The sequence below is a fragment of the Streptomyces armeniacus genome (assembly GCF_003355155.1).
Lineage (GTDB): Bacteria > Actinomycetota > Actinomycetes > Streptomycetales > Streptomycetaceae > Streptomyces > Streptomyces armeniacus.
Genome location: NZ_CP031320.1, coordinates 1,225,372 through 1,247,351, shown reverse-complemented (window position 1 = coordinate 1,247,351; position 21,980 = coordinate 1,225,372). Strand labels below are relative to the sequence as shown.

Sequence of the window (21,980 nt, the reverse complement as noted above, 5' to 3'; positions counted from 1 at the left end):
CCCCTGACAGGAGGGCGCCATGCCGGAGGGCAAGGAGACCGGTACTCACTCCGGAGCCGGGACAAAGCGCCTGCGGGACCCGCGGACGCTGGAGGGCAGCGAAGCCCTGGCGGCGGAGTGCCTGGGCACCCTGCTGCTGGTCTTCTTCGGCGTCGGCGCCGCGGTGCTGGCCTCCGAGTACATCGGCACCCTGGGCATCGCGCTCACCTTCGGCCTGGTGCTGCTCGCGCTCGCGTACTCGCTGGGCGCCGTCTCGGGCTGCCACGTGAACCCGGCCGTCACCCTCGGCATGCTGGTCGCCAAGCGGATCGACCTCACGCTGGCCGTACGGTACTGGGCCGCGCAGGTCGTCGGCGCGATCCTGGGCGCGCTGCTGCTGTTCCTGGTGGCCAAGCAGGTGCCGGGGATCGAGACGGACGACAGCTTCGGCAGCAACGGCTTCGGCGACCGCTCCGCCGTGCAGATCAACACGTTCGGGGCGTTCACCGCCGAGATCGTGCTGACGTTCCTGCTGGTGTTCGTGGTGCTCTCGGTGACCCACCGGGTGGCCGTCACGGGCTTCGACGGGCTGCCGATCGGCATGGCGCTGGCCGTGGTCCACCTCGTGGGCATCCCGCTGACGGGCACGTCGGTGAACCCGGCGCGGAGCATCGGCCCCGCGCTGTTCGCGGGCGGCGCCGCGCTCACCCAGCTGTGGCTGTTCCTCATCGCGCCACTGGTCGGCGGCGCGCTGGCGGCGGTCGTACACGGGCTCACGCATCCGGCGACGCTCGGCACGGGGCACGGCGAGAAGCCGGACGAGGCGTACTGACCGGCTGACCGGCTGACCGGCTGACCGGCGCGGGCCGGGGCAGCCGTTCCGCCGCGTGCCGGGACCGCTCAGCCGATGACCGGCCCCGTGAACTTCTCGCCCGGCCCCTGCCCCGGCTCGTCCTTCACCGGGGACGCCTCGCGGAAGGCCAGCTGGAGCGACTTCAGCCCGTCCCGCAGGGGCGCCGCGTGATACGTGCCGATCTCCGTCGCGCTCGCGGTGATCAGCCCGGCCAGCGCGTGGATCAGCTTCCGCGCCTCGTCCAGGTCCTTGTGGCGGTCGCCCTCCTCGGCCAGTCCGCACTTGACGGCGGCGGAGCTCATCAGGTGCACCGCGACCGTGGTGATCACCTCGACGGCGGGCACGTCCGCGATGTCGCGCGTCATGCTGTCGAAGTCGGCGGTCTGGTGCCCTGCGGCGTCGTTCCCTGCGCCCGGGTCGGGGGAGTCGCTCATGCCACCCAGCCTAAGTGGCGCCCGTACGGGCCGGCTGCCGGGGCGGGAGCCGTCCCGGTACGCGCGGGCCGTGCGCGTCGCGCCGGCCCTGACGCACCGGGTCCGGCGGCACGTCGGGCGAACCCTGGTATGCTTGAACATCGACCGGCCGGATACGAGAGCATTCCACATCCAGTGGACCCCACAGCTCACGGTTCCGGCCCACAAGTGGAGGCTCCGACTTCCCACCCGGTGGTTCTCACGGACCGCGGGTCAACGGTCAGGCTGCGCCCCGCGGTGTCCGCGGCGGTGCTCCCGGTCTGTGAGGAGCCCCGCCTGTGACCCGTCCGGGGCGTTTTGTATGCCACGGGTGGGAGTCACCAGACATTCAGACTCTTGCGCGGCCGTCCGCCAGACCGCCGTGTGGTGTACCCGAGGAGGCCCCATCAGCGCCGAGCCCCGCATCAACGACCGGATTCGCGTCCCCGAGGTGCGACTCGTCGGTCCCAGCGGCGAGCAGGTCGGCATTGTGCCGCTTGCCAAGGCCCTGGAGCTGGCACAGGAATACGACCTCGACCTGGTCGAGGTGGCGGCGAACGCACGTCCGCCGGTGTGCAAGCTCATGGACTACGGAAAGTTCAAATACGAGTCGGCCATGAAGGCCCGTGAGGCGCGCAAGAACCAGGCGCACACGGTCATCAAGGAGATGAAGCTCCGGCCGAAGATCGATCCGCACGACTACGACACCAAGAAGGGTCATGTCGTCCGGTTCCTCAAGCAGGGTGACAAGGTCAAGATCACGATCATGTTCCGCGGCCGTGAGCAGTCCCGCCCCGAGCTGGGCTTCCGGCTGTTGCAGCGGCTGGCCGACGACGTCCAGGACCTGGGCTTCGTGGAGTCCAACCCGAAGCAGGACGGACGGAACATGATCATGGTCCTCGGTCCGCACAAGAAGAAGACCGAGGCGATGGCTGAAGCCCGCGAGGCGCAGGCTGCCCGCAAGGCCGGCCGCCAGCAGGACAGCAGCCCTGTCGAGGAGCCCGCCGAGGAGCCCGCTGAGGCGTAAGCCCCTCCCGGGTCGCTCGACCGGGAAGTACCGACCGAACCAAATGACGCTTCCGCATGCCGGTTTACGCACGTGGGCCGGGGGAGCGCCACCGACGAGGAGAGACGGCGACATGCCGAAGAACAAGACGCACAGTGGTGCCCGCAAGCGCTTCAAGATCACCGGCTCCGGCAAGGTGATGCGCCAGCGTGCAGGCCGCCGCCACTATCTCGAGCACAAGCCGTCGACCCTGACGCGGCGCCTCGCGAACGATGTCGAGACGGCTCCGGCCGACGCCAAGAAGATCAAGAAGCTTCTCGGCAAGTAAGCCCGCTCGACCGGGACCCCATCGATCCGGACCGTGTGATTCAGCCACGGTTCCGCTACAAGGAGTTATCAAGTGGCACGCGTCAAGCGGGCAGTCAACGCCCAGAAGAAGCGCCGGGCGATCCTCGAGCAGGCGAGTGGTTACCGCGGTCAGCGCTCCCGCCTGTACCGCAAGGCGAAGGAGCAGGTCACCCACTCCCTCGTCTACAACTACAACGACCGGAAGAAGCGCAAGGGCGACTTCCGCCAGCTGTGGATCCAGCGGATCAATGCCGCGGCCCGCGCCAACGGCATGACCTACAACCGCTTCATCCAGGGTCTGAAGGCCGCCAACATCGAGGTGGACCGCAAGATCCTGGCGGACCTCGCGGTCAACGACGCCAACGCGTTCTCCGCGCTCGTCGAGGTGGCCCAGAAGGCCCTGCCGAGCGACGTCAACGCGCCGAAGGCCGCCTGAACCGCCGGCCCGTCCTTCACCGCGTCCGGACCCGCAGGCCCCGAGCCTGCGGGTCCGAACTGTACGTACGGGGCCCGGTCGCGCCCGGGGCCCGCCGAGAGGAAGCCCGAGTGATCCCCCCGTCCTCCGCCCGTATCGCGGCCGCACGGCGGCTCGGCCGCCGCACCTTCCGCGGCCGTGAGCGCCGCTTCCTCGCCGAGGGGCCGCAGGCCGTACGGGAGGCCGCCGCGCACCGGGCCGGCGGCGAGCCCGCGCTGGCGGAGCTGTTCAGCACCGCCGAGGCCGCCGAGCGGCACCCGGAGGTCGTCGACCTGGCGCGCGCGGCCGGCGCGCGCGTCCACCTGGCCTCCGACGACACCGTCGCGGACCTCTCGCAGACCGTCACGCCGCAGGGCCTCGTCGGGGTGTGCCGGTTCCTCGACCGCCCCTTCGACGACATCCTCGCCGCCCGCCCCAGGCTGGTCGCCGTCCTCGCGCACGTACGCGACCCCGGCAACGCCGGCACCGTCCTCCGCTGCGCGGACGCCGCCGGTGCGGAGGCCGTGGTGTTCACCGACGCGTCGGTGGACGTCTACAACCCCAAGTGCGTACGCGCGTCGGTGGGTTCGCTGTTCCATCTGCCCGTCGCCGTCGGCGTGCCCGTGGAGCGCGTGGTCGCCGGGCTGCGCGGCGCCGGGGCGCGGGTGCTCGCCGCGGACGGCGCCGGCGAGCGGGACCTCGACGCCGAACTCGACGCCGACGGCCTCGGCGGCCCCACCGCCTGGGTGTTCGGCAACGAGGCGTGGGGCCTGCCCGCGGAGACCCGCGCGCTCACGGACGCCGCCGTACGCGTGCCCATCCACGGACTGGCCGAGAGCCTCAACCTCGCCACCGCCGCCGCCGTCTGCCTCTACGCGTCCGCCCGTGCGCAGCGCGCTCCCGGAGGGTGCCGTTCCGTCACACCGAGCTAGTAAGGTGGCCGATCGAGGACCCGAGGAGCCCAAGAGGGGGGTGCGCCGGGGTGGACCTCACCAGAACGCGGGAGGAGCCGGTCCGGCAGACCTTCCCGCCGATCGCCGAGTTCGGACTGGACGCCGACGATCTCCCGGACGGCCTGGTCGTTGCGGACAGCACGGGCCGCGTCATCTGCTTCAACGCCGCCGCCGCCCGTATCTGCGGCACGGAACCGTCCGATGTGCTGGGCCGCCCCATCCAGAGCGCGCTGCCGCTCCAGGACCTGGACGGCCACCGCTGGTGGCAGCTCACCGATCCGTACGGCGGCCTCGCCACCCGCAGCGGCCAGCCCGAGCGCGGTCTGCTGCTGGAGGGCCGTGAGGTGCTGGTCAGCGCGCGGTACGTACGCACGCATCCGACCGGCCCCGTGCACCGGCTCGTGGTGGGGCTGCGCGGTACGGAGGCGCGGCGGCGTTCGGAGCGTTCGGACGCGGAGCTGATCGCCACCGTCGCGCACGAGCTGCGCTCGCCGCTCACGTCCGTGAAGGGGTTCACGGCGACGCTGCTCGCCAAGTGGGAGCGGTTCACCGACGACCAGAAGCGGCTGATGCTGGAGACCGTCGACGCCGACGCGAACCGCGTGACCCGGCTCATCACCGAGCTGCTCGACATCTCCCGCATCGACTCCGGGCGGCTCGAAGTGCGCCGCCAGCCCGTCGACATGGCCGCCGCCGTCCGCCGGCACGTGCAGGCCCACACGGCGGCGGGGGAGCCGCCGGACCGGTTCGTGACCCGTATCGTGGAGCCGCTGCCGGAGCTGTGGGCCGACCCGGACAAGATCGACCAGGTGCTCGGCAACCTGCTGGAAAACGCCGTGCGGCACGGCGACGGCACCGTCACCATAGAGGTGGCACCCGCGCCGCACCGCCACCACGACGAGGGAACGGCAGTCACCGTGAGCGACGAAGGCCCCGGCATCCCCGAGGAGTCGATGAGCCGTGTCTTCACGCGCTTCTGGCGGGGCAGCAAACGCGGCGGCACCGGGCTGGGGCTCTACATCGTGAAGGGCATCGTCGAGGCGCACGGCGGCGACATCACCGTCTCGCGCGCGCCCGGCGGTGGCGCCCAGTTCCGATTTACGTTGCCCGTGGGCGCCCCGGCCTTCATGGCCTGAGCCGGCCCCGCGGGCTCCTCCGCGTACGTCAGTGCGCCGCGTGCCCGGTCAGCGGCGTGATCCACGGAAGGCACCGTGCGTACGGCCGCGCGGCGGCACTCCCGTGTCACGCCTTAGACTCGACCCTTGGCACGCACGCGCAGCCACGCCAAACGGAAGCACGGGAAGAGATGTCCGCACCCAATAAGTCGTACGACCCAGTCGAGGTCGAGGCACTGAAACCGGAAACGATCGACCAGGCCCGGGAGGAGGCCCTCGCGGCCATCGCCGCCGCCCCGGACCTGGAGGCGCTGCGCGAGGTCAAGGCCGCACACGCCGGCGACCGGTCGCCGCTCGCCCTCGCCAACCGGGAGATCGGCGCGCTGCCCCCGCACGCCAAGGCGGACGCGGGCAAGCGGGTCGGCCAGGCGCGCGGCGCCGTGAACAAGGCGCTCGCCGGCCGCCGGCAGGAGCTGGAAGCGGAGCGGGACGAACGGGTCCTGGTCGAGGAGGCGGTGGACGTCACGCTGCCGCACGACCGGGTGCCCGCCGGCGCGCGCCACCCGCTGACCACGCTGTCCGAGCGCATCGAGGACATCTTCGTCGCGATGGGCTACGAGGTCGCCGAAGGGCCCGAGGTCGAGGCGGAGTGGTTCAACTTCGACGCCCTGAACTTCCTCCCGGACCACCCCGCCCGCACCACGACCGACACCTTCTTCGTACGCGGCACCGGAGCCGGCGACGAGGGTGCGGCGGACGAGCCCGAGGACGCGAGTGGCGTCGTGCTGCGTACGCACACCTCGCCGGTGCAGGTGCGCTCCCTGCTGGAGCGCGAGCTGCCGGTCTACGTGATCTGCCCCGGCCGGGTGTTCCGCACCGACGAGCTGGACGCGACGCACACCCCCGTCTTCACCCAGGTCGAGCTGCTCGCCATCGACGAGGGCCTGACCATGGCCGACCTCAAGGGCACCCTGGACCACATGGTCCAGTCGCTGTTCGGGCCGGACATGACGACGCGGCTGCGCCCGTACCACTTCCCCTTCACCGAGCCGTCCGCCGAGATGGACATGGTCTGCTACGTCTGCCACGGCGCGTCCGTCGGCGACCCGGCACGGCCGTGCCGCGCCTGCTCCAGCGAGGGCTGGATCGAGCTGGGCGGCTGCGGAGTGGTCAACCCGCGGGTGCTGACCGCCTGCGGCGTCGACCCGGAGCGGTACAGCGGGTTCGCCTTCGGGTTCGGGATCGAGCGGATGCTGATGTTCCGCCACAACGTCGAGGACATGCGAGACATGGTCGAGGGTGACGTACGGTTCACCAGGCCGTTCGGGATGGAGATCTGATGCGCGCCCCGCTTTCCTGGCTGCGGGAGTACGTCGACCTGCCGGCCGGCGAGACCGGCCGCGACGTCGCGGCCAAGCTGATCAACGCCGGGCTGGAGGTCGAGACCGTCGAACGGCTCGGCGACGGGCTGAAGGGCCCGCTGGTCGTCGGCAAGGTCCTGGCGATCGAGGAGCTCGCCGAGTTCAAGAAGCCCATCCGCTACTGCCAGGTGGACGTGGGGCAGGCGAACGAGACGGGCGAGCCGCAGAACATCATCTGCGGCGCCGCCAACTTCGCCGTCGGCGACAAGGTCGTCGTGGTCCTCCCCGGCGCCGTGCTGCCCGGTGACTTCCAGATCACCGCCCGCAAGACGTACGGCCGCGTGTCCGAGGGCATGATCTGCTCGGCCGCCGAGCTGGGCATGGGCGACGACCACGACGGCATCATCGTGCTGCCGCCCGAGTACGAGCCCGGCACCGACGCCGTCGAGCTGCTCGAGCTGGTGGACGAGGTGCTCGACATCGCCGTCACCCCGGACCGCGGCTACGCCCTGTCGATGCGCGGCGTCGCCCGCGAGACGGCCATCGCGTACGGGCTGACGCTGCGCGACCCGGCGCTGATCGACGTCCCCGCACCGAACGAGCACGGCTACCCGGTCAAGGTGCTAGACCCGCACGCGTGCGACCGCTTCACCGCCCGCACCGTCACGGGCGTACGCCCCGAGGCGAAGTCGCCGGTGTGGATGCAGCGCCGGCTGCAGAAGGCGGGCATGCGCCCCGTCTCGCTGCCGGTCGACATCACGAACTACGTGATGCTCGAACTGGGCACCCCGCTGCACGCGTACGACCGCGAGCGGCTGGACGGCGCCATCACCGTCCGCCGGGCCGAAGCGGGCGAGCGCATGACCACGCTGGAGGGCGTGGAGCGCGCGCTGCGCGCCGAGGACCTGGTCATCGCGGACGACTCGGGCCCCATCGGCCTGGCCGGCGTGATGGGCGGCGCGCACAGCGAGGTTGCCGACCCCGAGCGGGACCCGGAGACCGGCGAGTGGCGCGGCACCACGGACATCGTGGTGGAGGCCGCGCACTTCGAGCCGATCACCATCGCCCGCACCGCGCGGCACCACAAGATGTCCACCGAGGGCTCGCGGCGCTGGGAGCGCGGCGTCGACCCGGAGGCCGCCTCCGCCGCCGCGCAACGCACCGTGGACCTGCTGGTGCTGCTCGCCGGCGCCTCCGCCGAGGCGGGCGTCACCGAGGTCGCGACGCCCAGCGGCCCCCGTACGGTCCGGATGGCCGCCGGCCACCCCGGCCGCGTCGCCGGGGTGCTCTACGGCCGCGAGACCGTCGTCCGCCGCCTCCAGCAGATCGGCTGCGACGTCTACGGGCAGGACGAGCTGACCGTGACCGTGCCGTCCTGGCGGCCCGACCTGGTCGACCCGAACGACCTCGCCGAGGAGGTCATCCGGCTCGAGGGGTACGAGAACCTGCCGTCCACGCTGCCCCGGCTGCCCTCCGGGCGCGGCCTCACCGAGCGGCAGCGGCTGCACCGCCGCGTCGGCCGGGCGCTGGCCGCCGCGGGCTACGTCGAGGCGCTGAACTACCCGTTCCTCAGCGACGCCGTCTTCGACCAGCTGCGGCTGCCCGCCGACGACCCCTGCCGCCGTACGGTCAAGCTGGCCAACCCCCTCTCCGACGAGGAGCCCGCGCTCCGCACCACGCTGCTGCCCGGACTGCTGGCCGCGCTGCGCCGCAACGAAGGGCGCGGCAGCCAGGACACGCACGGCGGGCTGGCGCTGTTCGAGACAGGGCTGGTGTTCCTGCCCACCGGCGACGAGCCGCGGCCCGTACGGCTGCCGGTCGACGCCCGGCCCTCCGACGAGGACATCGCCGCGCTGGACGCCGCGCTGCCGCGCCAGCCCCGGCACGCCGCCGTGGTGCTGACCGGCGCGCGCGAGCAGGCCGGCTGGTGGGGCCCGGGCCGTCAGGCGGACTGGGCGGACGCGATCGAGGCGGCCCGTACGGTCGCCGCCGCGGCGGGCGCCGAACTGACCGTGGCACGCGGCGAGTACGGCCCGTGGCACCCCGGCCGCTGCGCACGGCTGTCGGTGGGGGAGCGGCACGTCGGCCACGCCGGTGAGCTGCACCCCGGTGTGCTCAAGTCGCTGGGCCTGCCCGGCCGTACGTGCGCCATGGAGCTCGACCTGGACGCGGTGGAGGAGGCCGCGGGCGGCGCGGTGGAGGCGCCGTACGTGTCGACGTACCCGGTCGCGACCCGCGACGTGGCGCTGATCGTCGACGACGGCGTCCCGGCGGCGGACGTCGAGACGGCGCTGCGGGACGGCGCGGGCGAACTGCTGGAGTCGGTCCGGCTGTTCGACGTGTTCACCGGCGAACAGGTCGGCGGCGGGCGGAAGTCGCTGGCGTACGCGCTGCGGTTCCGCGCGCCCGACCGTACGCTCACCGCCGACGAGGCGTCGGCGGCGCGGGACACGGCGGTCGCCGCGGCCGTGGAGCGCACGGGGGCGGCGCTGCGGGGCGCGTAGGCGCCGGGCCGCGCGGGCGCGCGGTCGCCGCATGGCCGGATCAGCGGGCGGAGGGTGTCCACCGGGCGGTGGGGACCCTCCGCGTCGTATTGCGGCATGGCACACTTCGGCGCTTGTGGCGCGAGTACGGGCTATATTCACCCGATCGTGTGGTCAAAGTGCGGAACGTGGCGGGCCGGACGCAGGCAGTGGCGACAATCGCGTGATCGAAGGGCCCCAGGTGAGAGCAACCGCAGCGTGGCCCGCGAGGGGGCCATCGCTGTGAACGGGATCTGTACGGACAAGGCGGGCAGCACGCCCGCCCCGAGCCATGCCGCGGCACGGGCCGTCGGCATACCGGCCGCGTCCCGCGCCCGCTCTCGGCGGCGTGCGCGCCGCGTCCTCGCGTACGCGCTGCCCGGCCTGTGGGCGCTGGCCGTCCTCGGCTGGCAGTGCACCACCCTGGGCGGCCTGTGCTTCGCGCCGCTGCTCGCGGCCACCCCCGTCATCGCCTGCGCCTGCACGGGGCGCCGCCCCGGCGTGCTGCTCGGCGGGTCGTACGCGCTGCTCGCCCTCGTGGCGCTGGCCGGCGCCGGGCTGTACGAGACGCCGCGGCGCTGGGTGGGCATCGAGGCCGCCATCCTCATCGGCGTCGCCGCCAGCTACTTCGCCGCCGGGCGGCGAGCACGGCTGAAACGGGAGCTGCTGCGCGCCCGCCGGGCCGCCGCCGCGGCGCAGGAGGCGCTGCTGCGGCCGCTGCCACCGTCCGTCGGCGAGCTCGAGGTGGCTGCCAGCCACCTGTCCGCGACGCGCGGCGCGGCGCTGGGCGGCGACCTGTACGACGTGGCGGCGACACCGTACGGCGTGCGGGCGGTGATCGGCGACGTCCGCGGCCACGGCCTGGCGGCGGTGAGCACCGTCGCTACGCTCCTCGGCGTCTTCCGTGAGGCCGCGCACGACGAGGCCGAGCTGGCGGGCGTGCTGCACCGCCTGGACCGGGGCCTCTCCCGGCACCTGCGCGAACGGCACCCGGTCGGGGACGAACTGCCCGACGCCGCCGAGGAGTTCGCCACCGTCCTGCTGCTCGAGGTGCGCGACGACGGCACTGCCCTGGCCCTCAACTGCGGCCACCCCTGGCCGTACCGGCTGCGGCCCGGACCGGCCGGCAGCGGCATGCTCCGCGCCCAGCCGGCGGCCGAGGCCGAGCCGATGCCGCCGCTCGGCCTGTTCCCGCTGCCCGCGCCGCTGCCCCGCCCCACCCGGCTGGAACTCCCGCCGGGCGACGCCCTGTTCCTCTACACGGACGGGGCGGAGGACGCGCGGGACGCCGCCGGGCGGTACTTCCCGCTGGCACGGACACTGACGCGCGCGGGCACCGGCCCCGGAGGCGTACGGGCGGGAGCGGGTGCGGACCGGGCGGCGTGCGGCGGGCCGGCCGCGCTGGCCGACTCCGTACGCGCCGGGCTGCTGCGCCACACGCGCGGCCGCCTCAGCGACGACGCGGCGGTGCTGGTCCTGCGCAACGCGCGTGCGCCCGCGTCGACGGCCGTCGCGGCACCACGGCAGCCCGTCGCGGGCCAGGCCGCGGGGCGGCGCGGCTGACGTAGGGAAGTGCTGACGTACGGGAAGTGCGGCGTACGGACGTGCGGCGCCCGGCGAGCCGTCCCGTATGCCGCTCGTGCCGGTCAGTCCCGGAGCTCGACCATCGCCGGCCGCTCCCCGAAACGCACCCGCTCACCCGGCCGCACCGCGTGCGCGTCCCCGCCCATCTCCCGTACCCGGTACGCGCCTTCGCCCAGCCGCGTGTCCGCGTGCCCGCCCGACGTCCAGAGGATCAGGAACCGCTCCCGCTCTCCCGCTTCCGTCCCTGACCGCTCGAAGCGGCACCGGTACGCGTTCTCCGGCAGGTCCGCGAGGCGGCCCTGGCCGCAGGACGCGAGCCGCGCGCCGTCCAGCCACTCCTGCAGCCGTTCGACGTGCCGCGCGGCCTCGGTCGGGGCCTCGCCGACCAGTTGCAGCACGACCGGCACGTTCGGTCCGCCCCAGGAGTAGAAGTACGTGTGCGACACGTTGAAGAAGCGGCTGTACAGGCCCGCCAGATAGAAGCGCACGGCGTGGTCCGCGGCCCGCCGGGCGTCCAGGTGCGGTGTCGTGGCGATGTCCTTGCCCGGCCCGGTGTTCCACAGCGGGACGGCTATGTCCGCCTGGTACAGGGTGCGTTGGACGCGCCGGGCGAGCTCGATCATCTCCTCCGGCGGGCCGTCGGCACGGCGCGGGTGGAGCTTGACGGCGGCGGCGTCGCAGTAGTCGTACACCCCGGTGGCCACCAGGGCGCGGAGGAAGTCCCGGCCCTCCTCCTCCCACAGTCTGCTCACGGACGGGCACGCCACGGCCGCGTCCGGGTCGGCCCGGCGGATGATGCGGGCCGCCCGCCGGGTCATCTCCGCGAGGGTCCGCACGCTGCCCGCGTAGTGCGACCGGGAACCGACGTTGTCCCACAGCTCGTAGGCGTCGATACGGCCGCGGAAGCGCGTGGCGACCCGGTGCACGAAGCGGTCCCAGTCGCGCAGGTCGTCGGGGGGCGCGGCGCGGGCGTCGGTGTAGACCGACCGGACGCCGCCGGGGGCGGCCCAGTGCGGCGTGCCGCCGAAGGTGTAGAGCACGGGGAGCCGGGCGCGCCGGGCGGCCGACACCATGCGTTCCAGCACGGTCCAGTCGCGGTGGCCGCGCCGGGTTTCGATGTTGCTCCACCTCGTCTCGCTCTCCCACAGCCGCACCGCTCCGACCCGGAAACCGGGCATGGCGCCGGTGTCGGTGTTCATGGTCACGCCGAAGAACTCGGGTGGCACGCCCCGCGGTTCCATCGACCAGGGCGGTACGGGGAGGCGCCGGCCGCCGTCGCCACGCTCGCCGGCGCGGGGCCCGTCGTCGTAGGGGAGGGCGGTGCTGGCCACCGCCGTCACGGCGAGCAGTGCGACTGCGGCGAGGGCGCGCAGCCACGCAAGGCGCCGGCGCGCCATGCGCGGGGCGGTGGGGGATGCCGTACCTGCCGTGCGTGACGTGCCTGCCGTACGAGCGGCCGGTGCGGTCCGCGGCGGGCTGTCCTCCGGCTCCGCACCCTCCGGCTCCGCACCCTCCGGCTCCGCGTTCTCCTGCTCCGCCTGTTCCTCCCGGCCGGTGTCCGCGCGTGCCCAGAGCCGGTACAGCCCGTCCAGCTCGTCGGGTTCCGCCGCGCAGGCCCGCGCGATGCGCTCCACCGTGCCGAAGCTGCCCGGCACCGTCGTACCCGTGCAGTAGCGGTGCAACGACGACCGGCTGAGGCCGGTCTGCCGTGCCAGCGCCGCGAAACTCCGCCCGCTGCGGTCCTTCAACTCCTGTAACAGCCGTGCGAGTTCCTGTGCGTCCGACATCGTCCCCCTGCCCGAATCCCGCGTTCCGGTACGGGACGGTGGGTCGCGCCGTCCCACGCAGACGTTACCGAGCAGGTGGCAGCCCCGGAACCGTCCCACCATCCCTGCGGGACACGGGCAGCTTGCGCTTTGTTCAGACAAGCCGTCAGCATCGGAGGCGGCGCCGTTCGGGGGAGCGGCGCGTGTGACACAAGGGGGAACGCGGTGCTGCGTGTGCATTTCCACGCCGAGGACCTGGCCCGCACGAAGATCGCCGAACGGCCCGACCCGCTCTGGGAGATCGTGCTGAGCCTGCACCAACTACGCGCCAATCGGCGGGATCCCGCCCTCGCACCCTGGCGCCGGCACGCCGCCCGGCACGGCCCGGGTCCGCTGGGCATGCTGCTGCCGCTGGTACCGGAGCGCGGCTACTTCCCGGACTTCCTCACCCCGTCCGCGAGCACCGCCGGGCTCGGCCACGGGCTGGAGGCGGTGCTGAGCACGCCCCGCCGTCGCATCCGTACGGAACTCACCAAGCTGGCCGCCGGGAACGCCGTCCCGACCTGGACCCGTACGCTCGCCGAAGGCGAACCCGCCGCGCTGCGCCGCCTCGCGGGCGCGCTGCGCGCCTACCACGACGCCGCGCTGGCACCCGCCTGGCCGTGGATCAGCGCACGGGTGGAGGCCGACCGCTCCCTGCGTACGCACACGCAGTGGCGCGCCGGAGCGGACGCGATGCTGCGTACGCTCGGGCCGCCGTTCCGCTGGCAGCCGCCGGTCCTGGAGGCCGCCTACCCGGTCGACCGCGATCTCCGCCTGGACGGGCGCGGGCTGCTGCTCGTGCCGTCGTACTTCTGCCGCCGTACGCCCGTGGTGCTCGAGGACACCACCCTGGCGCCCGTCCTGGTGTACCCGGTCGAGACGGTCCGGTCCGTCCCGAACGAGGACCGCTGCGGCACGGCGGTGCTCGTGCCGCAGCGCCGCGAGCATCTCGACCAGCTGCTGGGACGGACCCGGGCCGGCGTCCTCGACGCGCTCTTCGAGGACTGCACCACCACCGAACTGGCGCGCCGGGCGGGCCTCGCGGTCTCCTCCGCGAGCGAGCACGCGACGGTGCTCCGGCAGGCAGGGCTGGTCTCGACCGTCCGGATCCGCAACTCCGTACGCCACACCCTCACGCCGCTGGGGCTCGCCCTGCTCGGCGGTGCGCAGGGAAGCGTGCGGGACGCGGCGTAGCGGGGTGCGGCGGGTGTCCGGCGGCTACTCGTACGCGTAGAAGCCGGCGCCCGCCTTGCGGCCCAGCCGCCCCGCGTCCACCATCCGCTGGAGCAGCGGGGGAGCGGCGTACAGCGGTTCTTTGAACTCGGCGTACATCGAGTCGGCGACCGAGGCCACCGTGTCCAGCCCGATCAGGTCGGTGAGCTTGAGCGGCCCCATCGGGTGGGCGCAGCCCAGCTCCATGCCGTTGTCGATGTCCTCGCGGCTCGCGATGCCCGACTCGAACATGCGGATGGCGGACAGGAGATACGGGATCAGCAGCGCGTTGACGACGAAGCCGGAGCGGTCCTGCGCGCGGATGGCGTGCTTGCCGAGGATGCCGCCCACGACCGCCTCGGCGCGCTTGACTGTCTCGTCGCCGGTGGTCAGCGCGGGGATCAGCTCGACGAGCTGCTGCACCGGTGCCGGGTTGAAGAAGTGGATGCCGATGACCTGGTCGGGCCGGGAGGTGGCCACCGCCAGCTTGACCAGCGGGATGGAGGAGGTGTTCGAGGCGAGGATGGCGTCCGCGCGGGTCACCACCTGGTCGAGTACCTGGAAGATCTCCGTCTTGACCTGCTCGTTCTCCACGACCGCCTCTATCACGAGGTCGCGGTCGGCGAACTCCCCGAGATCGGTGGTGAAGGTGAGCCGGTCGAGCGCGCCGTCGCGCTCCTCCTCGGTGAGCTTGCCCCGCGCGGCGGCCTTGTCCAGGGAGTTGACCAGTCGCGTACGGCCCAGCTCGAGCGCCTCGCCCGTGGTCTCGGCGACCTTGACGTCGAGTCCGGCCCGCGCGCACACCTCGGCGATGCCGGCCCCCATCTGGCCGCAGCCGACCACTCCGACGCGTTGGATGTCGGTCACATCGTGCCTTTCGCAGATCTTCGGGTCCCGGGCAGCCGGCCGCGGGATCCCCGGGGCAGCGCCGCCTCGCCGCCCGACGTTACCCTCGCCGGGTCGCTGCCGGGTCGAGGGGGTGCGCACGGGGCATGCTGGCCCGGACAAAACAGCGGCGTACGCCAGAAGGGCGGGCGGGGATGAGGCGCAGGGCAGGGGCAGCGGGGCCGGCCGGAGCCGGTACGGCGGGGTCGGCCGGGGAGCGGGTGGGCGCGCGGCTCTCCCGCCGGGGCTTCACGGTCGCGGCCGCCGGGGCGCTGAGCGGCGCCGTCACCTCCGCGGACACGGCCGCGGCGGCGACCGCGGACGCCAGGGCCGCGGCGTCGGCCGCCGGCGCGCACCGTCCCCGGCCGGGCGCCCCGCCCGTACGGGGCCCGGGCCACGGCCCGCGCCGGGCCGTACGCGGCATGTGGATCGCCACGGTCGACAACCGGGACTGGCCCAGCGCCCCCGGCCTGAGCCCCGCGCGGCAGCGCGCCGAACTCCGCGCGCACCTGGACACGGCGGTACGCCGCGGGCTCAACACCGTGTACTTCCAGGCCCGTCCGACCGCCGACGCCCTGTGGCCGTCGCCGTACGAGCCCTGGTCCCAGTGGCTGACCGGCCGTCAGGGCGCGCACCCCGGCTGGGACCCGCTGGGCTTCGCCGTACGGGAGGCGCACGCGCGCGGCCTCGAACTGGAGGCGTGGTTCAACCCGTACCGCGTCGCCCTGCACGACGACCCTTCGCGGCTGGCGCACGGCCATCCGGCGCGGCGGCACCCGGAGTGGGTCGTGCCGTACGGCGGCAAGCTCTACTACAACCCCGGTCTGCCGGAGGTCCGCCGCTTCGTGCAGGACGCGATGCTGGACGCCGTACGCCGCTACCCCCTCGACGGCGTCCACTGGGACGACTACTTCTACCCGTATCCCGTACCCGGCGAGACCTTCCACGACGAGGCGGCGTACCGGCGGCACGGCGCCGGGCACGCGGACCAGGCCGCCTGGCGGCGGCACAACATCGACCTGCTGGTGACCGAGACCGCCGCCCGTATCCGCCGGACCGCGCGGCGCCCGCGCTTCGGCATCAGCCCGTTCGGCGTGTGGCGCAACAAGGCGAGCGACCCGGCCGGCTCCGACACCGCGGCCGGCGTGCAGACGTACGACGACCTGCACGCCGACACCCTCGGCTGGGTCCGGCGCGGCTGGATCGACTACGTCGTCCCGCAGCTGTACTGGAACATGGGGTTCGCCGACGCCGACTACGCCGGCCTCGTGCCGTGGTGGGCGGCGGCCGTCCGCGGCACGGGAGTCGGCCTGCACATCGGCGAGGCGCTGTACAAGGCGGGCGACCCGGCCCAGGGCGCGCCCTGGCAGGACCCGGCCGAGCTGTCCCGGCACCTGGCTTACTGCAAGGACTTCCCCGAGGCGTCAGGGCACGTCTTCTTCTCCGCGAAGGAGGTGTCCGAGGACGCCGTCGGCGCCATGGACCGGGTGGTCGCCGACCACTACCGCGGGGTGCCGGGCTCCTCGTGACCCCGCACCACCGAGTCGGGGCCGGGGGACATCACGGCCTCGTGCCCGTCCTCGAACCGCACCCGGTAGGGCGGCTCGCCGTCGGCACCCATGACCTCGACGATTTCCGCGACTCTGTCGTGCTGGCCCACGGTCCTGCCGTGCACCAGCAGCCGGTCGCCCGTGTTGGCGTGCATCCGGGGAGCCCTCCTGTTCACGGGGGTGTACTTCGGAACGGCTGTGCCGTGCGTCACAATTCTAAGGCCGTACGGCCCACTCCGCGCCGTCCGTACGGTGCGGGACGGACCTTCCGTACGGTGAGCGCCGGCCGGGTGCGCCCGGGGCCGGGTGGCGTCAGGAGCGGCTGCGCTGGGTGACCGCGATGCACACCAGCACGCCCACGGCGGCCGCCGGCGCGGCGGGCGTGAGGTGCTCGCCGAGCAGCAGCACCGACCAGACGAGTGTGAGCAGCGGCTGCGCGAGCTGTATCTGGCTGGCCCTGGCGACGCCCGTACGGGCCAGGCCCCGGTACCACAGCAGCAGCCCCAGGAACTGCGAGCCGGCCGCCACCCACACGATGCCCGCGACCGCGTGCGCGTTGAGCGTCACCGGCTCGGCGGCGAGCGCGAACGCGGCGCCCACCGCGGCCGCCGGCAGACAGCCCACCAGCGCCCAGCCGATGACCTGCCAGCCGGGCATCTCGCGGGCCAGCCGGCCGCCCTCGCCGTACGCGGCCGCGCAGATCAGCAGCGCACCGGCGAGGTAGAGGTCGCCGAGCGAGGCGCCGCCGCCGCTGTCGTGCAGGGCGAAGGCCAGCACGACGGCTGCGCCCGCGAGCGCGGCGGCCCAGAACGTACGGGACGGGCGGTGGCCCGTGCGCAGCGCGGAGTACGCGGCGGTGGCGAGCGGTAGCAGGCCGACGACGACGGCGGCGTGCGACGTGGACGAGGTCTCCAGCGCGAGCGTGGTGAGCAGCGGGAAGCCCACGACCGTACCGGCGGCGACGACGGCCAGCCCCGGCCAGGTGTGGCGTGGCGGCGCCGGCACCCGGAGCGCGGCGAGCGCGCCGCCCGCGATGAGCCCGGCGAGCACCATGCGGACCGTGGTGACGGACCAGGGGCCGAAGCCCTCCAGGGCCCAGACGGTGCCGGGGAAGGTGAGCGAGAAGGCGACGACGCCGAGCGCCGCGAAGACGAGCCCGCCACGGGCGGCCGGGGAAGGCGCGGCTGCGGTAGCGGTCGCTGTCGTGGTCGCCGGTGCGGGTGCGGGTGCGGTGGACGTGCGGGCCGGGCTCGTAGGGGCCGGGCCCGGGGCGCTGGACGGGTTCGCGGCGGGGACCGCTATCCCCGAGCGTGTGGTAGCGCTACTCTCTTCTCTCATGCAACAGCGTAGCAGTGTGGCCGATCTTGCCGCAGCCCTCCGCGGCGAGCTGGAGCGCTACTCACCGGGTGAGAAGCTCCCGTCCAGCCGTACGCTCGTCGACCGCTACCACGTCAGCCCCGTCACCGTCTCCGGCGCGCTCGCCGCCCTCGCCCGCGAGGGCCTCGTCGAGACCCGGCCCGGCGCCGGGGCGTACCGGGCGCAGTCGCGCCGGGCGGCGCACGCCGGGGGCGACACCTCCTGGCAGGAGGTCGCGCTGAGCGCCGAGGCATCGCCCGATCTGGTGCCGCGGAGCGTCGACGCGGGCGGCGTCCTCGCCACCCTGCCCGAGCCGCCGCCCGGCGTGATCGAGCTGAACGGCGGCTATCTGCCGGCCGGTCTGCGGCCCGAACGTGCCCTCGCCGCCGCCCTGGCCCGCGCCGGCCGGCGGCCCGGTGCCTGGGGCCGGCCGCCGCTGGAGGGCATGGCCGAGCTGCGGGCCTGGTTCGCGCACGAGATCAGCGGCGGTACGGGCGCGGTCAGCGCGTCCGAGGTGCTGATCACGGCCGGCGGCCAGAGCGCCCTCACCACCGCCCTGCGCGGGCTCGCGCCGCCCGGCGCCGCCGTCCTCGTCGAGTCCCCCACGTACCCCGGCATGCTCGGCGCCGCCCGCGCCTCCGGGCTGCGCCCCGTGCCGGTTCCGGTGGACCGCGACGGCGTACGCCCCGAACTGCTCGCGCGGGCCTTCCGGGCCAGCGGGGCGCGGGTGTTCGTGTGCCAGCCCCTGTTCCAGAACCCCACCGGCACGGTCCTCGCCGCGGACCGGCGCGCCGCGGTGCTGGAAGCCGCGCGCGCGGCGGGCGCGTTCGTCGTCGAGGACGACTTCGCGCGGCGCCTCGCGCACTCCGACGCGGGTCCGCTGAGCGGCACCCTCCGCGCCGACGACCCGGACGGCGTGGTCGTGCACATCAACTCGCTGACCAAGTCGACGTCGCCCAGCCTGCGCGTCGCCGCCCTGGCGGCGCGCGGACCGGCGCTGGAACGGCTACGCGCCATCCAGATCGTCGACAGCTTCTTCGTCCCGCGCCCGCTCCAGGAGGCCGCGCTCGAGCTCGTCGGCGCGCCCGCCTGGGCCCGCCATCTGCGCACGGTCGCGGGCGAGTTGAAGGTGCGCAGGGACGCCATGCTCACCGCCCTGGCCCGCGAGCTGCCCGCGCTGTCCGCGCCGTACGTGTCCCGCGGCGGCTACCAGGTGTGGCTGCGGCTCCCCGACGGCACGGACGAGGCCGCGCTGGTCGCCGCGGCCCTGCGGGCGGGCGTCGCCGTCGCGGCGGGACGGCCGTACTTCGCCGCCGAGGCCACCGCCCCGTACGTACGGCTGAGCTTCGCGCCCGCAGCGGGTGTCGCGGAGATCGCCGAGGGCGTACGGCGGCTGCGCACGGCCTGGGACGAGACGGCGGCGTGAACGGGGGAGTGTGGACGCGGGCCCCGGACGGGGAGCGGCCCTGAACGGGGAGCGGGCGTGAACGGGGAGCGGGCGTGAACGGGAAGCCCGCGCCTCCCCGAACACCGGGCGGCGCCGCGGTGGCGCTCACATACGCCTACGCGGGGGTATCGAACAAAAGCAGCCCGCGCCCTACGATCACCGGATGCACCTTCGTGTGACGCTGCTCACCGCCGGCCGCAGCTCCTCGTTGCTCGACGTGCGGTTCGAGGACGCCCGGCCGCTGGACTCCGCCGGCTGGCACGAGGTGCAGCACGCGGTCCCCGGGCTGGCCCGGCTGGCCGCCGCGCAGCTGCGGTACTGCTCGCCGTCCCGGCGCTGCCGCGAGACCGGCGACCTGCTCGGGCTGTCCCCGATCGCCCAACCCGCCCTGCGCGACTGCGACATGGGCCGCTGGCGCGGCCGTACGCTCCAGGAGATCGCCGCCCGCGAGCCGCGCGCGGTCGACACCTGGCTCGCGGACCCGCGGTCCGCGCCGCACGGCGGCGAGTCGCTGCTGGCATTCATATCCCGCGTCGGCGGCTGGCTGGACACCCGGCCGATGGACGGCGACGACGAGTGGGTCGTCGCGGTCGCGGAGCCCTCGGTCGTACGGGCGGCGGTGTGCTACGTGCTCAAGTCGCCGCCGCACTCGTACTGGCGGATCGAGGCCCATCCGCTCACCCCGCTGGTGATCACGGGCCGCGCAGGCCAGTGGTGTCTCAGCGTGGAGTGAGCCGGGCACCCGTGGAACGGCAGAATGCGGTGATCACCACCCCCTCCGGTGCGCCTGGCCACGGACACCGGACATCCGGCACCGGACACCAGACACCTGAGACCGACCTGCACACGTACCCGCACACGCACCTCTGACGGGAGACCGGGATGCGCAAGCTGAGCTACTACATCGCGCTGACCATCGACGGGTTCATCGCCGCCCCGGACGGCACGGCCGACTTCTATCCCATCGGCGAGGACATGACGCAGTACCTCGCCACGGAGTACCCGGAGACGCTGCCCACGCACATCCGCCGCATGCTCGGCTTCGACGACGCCGAGAACCGGCACTTCGACACCGTCCTGATGGGCAGCGACACCTACGAACTCGCCGTCCAGGAGGGCAACACCAGCCCGTACGGGCATCTGCGCCAGTACGCCTTCTCCCACAGCCGCACCGAGGCCCCCGACCCGGCGGTGGAGATCGTCGCGTCCGACGCGCTGGACAGGGTGCGGGAGCTGAAGGCCGAGGAGGGCGGCCTGGACATCTACCTCTGCGGCGGCGGGGCGCTGGCGGGCACGCTGCTGCCCGAGATCGACGAAATGGTGACGAAGGTCTACCCGATCGTGGCGGGTTCGGGCATCCCCATGTTCGTCGCGGACTGGGACGGGCCGCTCCGCTTCGAGCTGGCGGACAGCCGTACGTTCAGCAACGGCGCGGCGGTCCTCACGTACGAGCGCGTCAGGGACTGAACGGGCGGCCCGTGCCGCGCCGCAGGGGCAGCCGGAACGGCGGCCCCGCCCGGCGGCGGCGCAGCACCCACCCGCCGATGCCCGGCGGCGGCGGAGTCCGCTCGTCGCGGAAGACCAGCTCCGGGCAGCGGAGCCGGGTCTCAGCCACGATCTCCTCCACCGTCGCCGTCAGCCACAGCAAGTGGACGGTGGCGCCGCACACCGGTTCGCCGAACGCCACGTAGTCCCACGGCACCAGCGTCGGGCCGAACGTCTGATCACCGCCCCCCGGGGTGTACTCCAGCGTGAACGCGCGAACCGGTGCGGCCTGGTGCCACCGCACCACGTACGGGTTCCGCCACCAGCGCGCCGACGGGTACACCCACACCCCCGTGACGTCCATGGCCAGCACGCGGCGGCGCAGGGCGGCGTTCCCCGTACGGAGCCCGGCGAGCGTCGCCACCATGGCGGGCAGGCCCAGCACGATGAGCGCCGCGAACAGCCCGATCAGGACATCGCCCACGTGCTCCGCCTCCCGGAACGGCGCGGTGATCCACCAGGGGAGGGTCAGCACGACCGCCGCCAGCGCGGCCAGCCCGCCGACCAGCAGGACACCGCTCACCAGGCCGCCGAGGCGCAACCGTTGCCGCACCACGTACGTCCCGCGCCGCGCGGGTTTCCGCGGCTCCGCGCCGTCCGCCGCCCGCCGTCTCCGGTCCCCGCGCCATGTCATGCGGCCATTCTCGGAGCGTCCGTCGGGAGCGGTCCCGGCGCCGTTACGCGTCTCCCCGCGTGCCGCCGCCCTCCGGACCGCCGAAGAGGCCGTCCAGCAGCCCGGCCGCCTCGGCCGGCGCCCGTACCTCCAAGTGCAGCGCGGCGCCGTCGAGATGGAGCCGGAAGTCGAAGAACGGGCAGCACCGCTGCTCCGCCGCCGCCAGCGCGGCGACCGTACCGGCGCGCTCGGCGGGCAGCGTCAGCCGTACGCCGTCCGGCACCGCACGCCGTACGGCACCCGCCACGGCCTCCCGCCACTCGGCGGCGCGCGCGTCCAGCCCGCCGGAGGTGAGGGAGCAGGCCACGGGGGCGGTGCGCCAACGCTCCTCGGCCGGAGCCGGAGCCGGAACCGGAGCCGGGTCTGCCGCCTCCGCCGGGTCCGCGGCCTCCGCCGCGCCCGCCCCGCCGAAGCCGCACTCCGGGCCGCACGGCTCCGCCGCACGGTCGGGCAGCGCGTCGAGCCGGTCCCGTACGCCGTGCAACGCCCCCGTGAGCGCGGCGAGTTCGGCGGCGCGCGCTCCCGTGACCGCGATACGGGCGGCGACGCGCGGCCGCAGCGCGGCCTTCACCTCCGCGCACGCGCCCGACTCCCACACGGCCAGCACCTCGGATATGTCGTTCAGCGGCAGCCCGAGCCGCTTGGCCAGCCCGATGAACGACAGGCGCGCGAGCGCGTCCTCGCCGTACACCCGGTACCCGGTGGGGGTGCGCCCGGCGGGCAGCAGACCGGCGCTCCCGTAGAACCGGAGGGTGCTGGCGGGGACGCCGGAGCGCGCGGCCAGCTGCGAGATCCGCATGGTGCCGCCGCCCGCGGTGTGCGTGCCTGAAGTGCCCATGTACGCGAAGGTAGACCTTCGACCCGGCTCGAAGGTCAA

At 74.0% G+C, this 21,980-nt stretch carries 21 protein-coding genes; 14 read left to right on the top strand and 7 right to left on the bottom strand.

Translation table 11 applies throughout. The annotated features are described in order from the left end of the window. Window positions 1–19: 19 nt before the first annotated feature. Window positions 20–811: an MIP family channel protein gene (locus tag DVA86_RS05450; RefSeq protein ID WP_208876233.1), complete on the top strand. Its 792-nt coding sequence runs from the start codon at window positions 20–22 to the stop codon at window positions 809–811. Window positions 812–879: 68 nt separating this feature from the next. Here DVA86_RS05450 and DVA86_RS05445 read toward each other — a convergent pair whose 3' ends face one another. Further along, window positions 880–1,266: a DUF1844 domain-containing protein gene (locus DVA86_RS05445; RefSeq protein ID WP_208876231.1), complete on the bottom strand. Its 387-nt coding sequence runs from the start codon at window positions 1,264–1,266 to the stop codon at window positions 880–882. 400 nt (window positions 1,267–1,666) lie between these two features. On the opposite strand from DVA86_RS05445, the gene infC reads away from it, so the two are divergent. The 8 genes from infC to DVA86_RS05405 all read left to right on the top strand — a co-directional run bounded on the left by infC (window position 1,667) and on the right by DVA86_RS05405 (window position 10,606). Next, the gene (gene infC, locus DVA86_RS05440) at window positions 1,667–2,311 is read left to right on the top strand and encodes a translation initiation factor IF-3 (RefSeq protein WP_222623291.1); all 645 of its coding nucleotides are present in this window, start codon (window positions 1,667–1,669) and stop codon (window positions 2,309–2,311) included. A 112-nt stretch (window positions 2,312–2,423) separates the two neighbouring features. After that, window positions 2,424–2,618 (top strand): 50S ribosomal protein L35, encoded by a 195-nt coding sequence (rpmI, locus tag DVA86_RS05435; RefSeq protein WP_121515912.1) that lies wholly within the window; start codon window positions 2,424–2,426, stop codon window positions 2,616–2,618. Window positions 2,619–2,690: 72 nt separating this feature from the next. Continuing rightward, entirely contained in the window at window positions 2,691–3,074 is a 384-nt protein-coding gene (gene rplT / locus DVA86_RS05430) for a 50S ribosomal protein L20 (RefSeq protein WP_208876227.1), read from the top strand. Window positions 3,075–3,184: 110 nt separating this feature from the next. Next, window positions 3,185–4,024 (top strand): TrmH family RNA methyltransferase, encoded by an 840-nt coding sequence (locus DVA86_RS05425; RefSeq protein WP_208876226.1) that lies wholly within the window; start codon window positions 3,185–3,187, stop codon window positions 4,022–4,024. Window positions 4,025–4,125: 101 nt separating this feature from the next. Beyond that, the gene (locus DVA86_RS05420) at window positions 4,126–5,181 is read left to right on the top strand and encodes a sensor histidine kinase (RefSeq protein WP_245997543.1); all 1,056 of its coding nucleotides are present in this window, start codon (window positions 4,126–4,128) and stop codon (window positions 5,179–5,181) included. 170 nt (window positions 5,182–5,351) lie between these two features. Next, window positions 5,352–6,500: a phenylalanine--tRNA ligase subunit alpha gene (gene pheS / locus DVA86_RS05415; protein ID WP_208876223.1), complete on the top strand. Its 1,149-nt coding sequence runs from the start codon at window positions 5,352–5,354 to the stop codon at window positions 6,498–6,500. Then, window positions 6,500–9,025 (top strand): phenylalanine--tRNA ligase subunit beta, encoded by a 2,526-nt coding sequence (gene pheT, locus DVA86_RS05410; protein ID WP_208876222.1) that lies wholly within the window; start codon window positions 6,500–6,502, stop codon window positions 9,023–9,025. The genes pheS and pheT overlap by 1 nt, the downstream gene beginning before the upstream one ends. Before the next feature lie 261 nt (window positions 9,026–9,286). Then, window positions 9,287–10,606: a PP2C family protein-serine/threonine phosphatase gene (locus DVA86_RS05405; RefSeq protein ID WP_245996352.1), complete on the top strand. Its 1,320-nt coding sequence runs from the start codon at window positions 9,287–9,289 to the stop codon at window positions 10,604–10,606. Between the two features lie 83 nt (window positions 10,607–10,689). On the opposite strand, the gene DVA86_RS05400 is transcribed toward DVA86_RS05405, so the two are convergent. Continuing rightward, window positions 10,690–12,414 carry a helix-turn-helix domain-containing protein gene (locus tag DVA86_RS05400; RefSeq protein WP_208876218.1) on the bottom strand — a complete coding sequence of 575 codons (1,725 nt, stop codon included), beginning with the start codon at window positions 12,412–12,414 and terminating at the stop codon, window positions 10,690–10,692. A gap of 204 nt (window positions 12,415–12,618) precedes the next feature. On the opposite strand from DVA86_RS05400, the gene DVA86_RS05395 reads away from it, so the two are divergent. After that, a complete protein-coding gene (locus DVA86_RS05395) occupies window positions 12,619–13,629 on the top strand; it encodes an ArsR/SmtB family transcription factor (RefSeq protein WP_208876216.1) in 1,011 nt (336 codons plus the stop codon). Between the two features lie 24 nt (window positions 13,630–13,653). On the opposite strand, the gene DVA86_RS05390 is transcribed toward DVA86_RS05395, so the two are convergent. Then, window positions 13,654–14,514: a 3-hydroxybutyryl-CoA dehydrogenase gene (locus DVA86_RS05390; protein ID WP_208876215.1), complete on the bottom strand. Its 861-nt coding sequence runs from the start codon at window positions 14,512–14,514 to the stop codon at window positions 13,654–13,656. Window positions 14,515–14,687: 173 nt separating this feature from the next. Here DVA86_RS05390 and DVA86_RS05385 point away from each other — a divergent pair, with 173 nt between their 5' ends. Continuing rightward, complete coding sequence (locus DVA86_RS05385; protein ID WP_208876214.1) at window positions 14,688–16,061, top strand: glycoside hydrolase family 10-like protein; 1,374 nt, start codon at window positions 14,688–14,690, stop codon at window positions 16,059–16,061. Here the strand turns inward: DVA86_RS05385 and DVA86_RS05380 are convergent. Both DVA86_RS05380 and DVA86_RS05375 read right to left on the bottom strand, forming a co-directional pair. Further along, window positions 16,034–16,237 carry a DUF1918 domain-containing protein gene (locus tag DVA86_RS05380; protein ID WP_208876212.1) on the bottom strand — a complete coding sequence of 68 codons (204 nt, stop codon included), beginning with the start codon at window positions 16,235–16,237 and terminating at the stop codon, window positions 16,034–16,036. The two genes, DVA86_RS05385 and DVA86_RS05380, sit on opposite strands and share 28 nt — an antisense overlap. A 157-nt stretch (window positions 16,238–16,394) precedes the next feature. Next, complete coding sequence (locus DVA86_RS05375) at window positions 16,395–17,420, bottom strand: DMT family transporter (RefSeq protein WP_208876211.1); 1,026 nt, start codon at window positions 17,418–17,420, stop codon at window positions 16,395–16,397. Between DVA86_RS05375 and DVA86_RS05370 the strand changes: the two genes are divergently transcribed. From DVA86_RS05370 to DVA86_RS05360, 3 genes are all read left to right on the top strand, one after another. Next, window positions 17,419–18,864 carry an aminotransferase-like domain-containing protein gene (locus tag DVA86_RS05370; RefSeq protein ID WP_208876209.1) on the top strand — a complete coding sequence of 482 codons (1,446 nt, stop codon included), beginning with the start codon at window positions 17,419–17,421 and terminating at the stop codon, window positions 18,862–18,864. The genes DVA86_RS05375 and DVA86_RS05370 overlap by 2 nt on opposite strands. Window positions 18,865–19,048: 184 nt before the next feature. After that, the gene (locus DVA86_RS05365; protein WP_208876207.1) at window positions 19,049–19,618 is read left to right on the top strand and encodes a histidine phosphatase family protein; all 570 of its coding nucleotides are present in this window, start codon (window positions 19,049–19,051) and stop codon (window positions 19,616–19,618) included. A 149-nt stretch (window positions 19,619–19,767) separates the two neighbouring features. Further along, window positions 19,768–20,352, top strand: coding sequence for a dihydrofolate reductase family protein (locus tag DVA86_RS05360; RefSeq protein ID WP_208876206.1), 585 nt, complete (start codon window positions 19,768–19,770; stop codon window positions 20,350–20,352). Here DVA86_RS05360 and DVA86_RS05355 read toward each other — a convergent pair. Beyond that, the gene (locus DVA86_RS05355; RefSeq protein WP_208876204.1) at window positions 20,342–21,064 is read right to left on the bottom strand and encodes a hypothetical protein; all 723 of its coding nucleotides are present in this window, start codon (window positions 21,062–21,064) and stop codon (window positions 20,342–20,344) included. The genes DVA86_RS05360 and DVA86_RS05355 overlap by 11 nt on opposite strands. 43 nt (window positions 21,065–21,107) lie before the next feature. Next, window positions 21,108–21,941 carry a MerR family transcriptional regulator gene (locus DVA86_RS05350; protein WP_245996351.1) on the bottom strand — a complete coding sequence of 278 codons (834 nt, stop codon included), beginning with the start codon at window positions 21,939–21,941 and terminating at the stop codon, window positions 21,108–21,110. Window positions 21,942–21,980 lie beyond the last annotated feature (39 nt).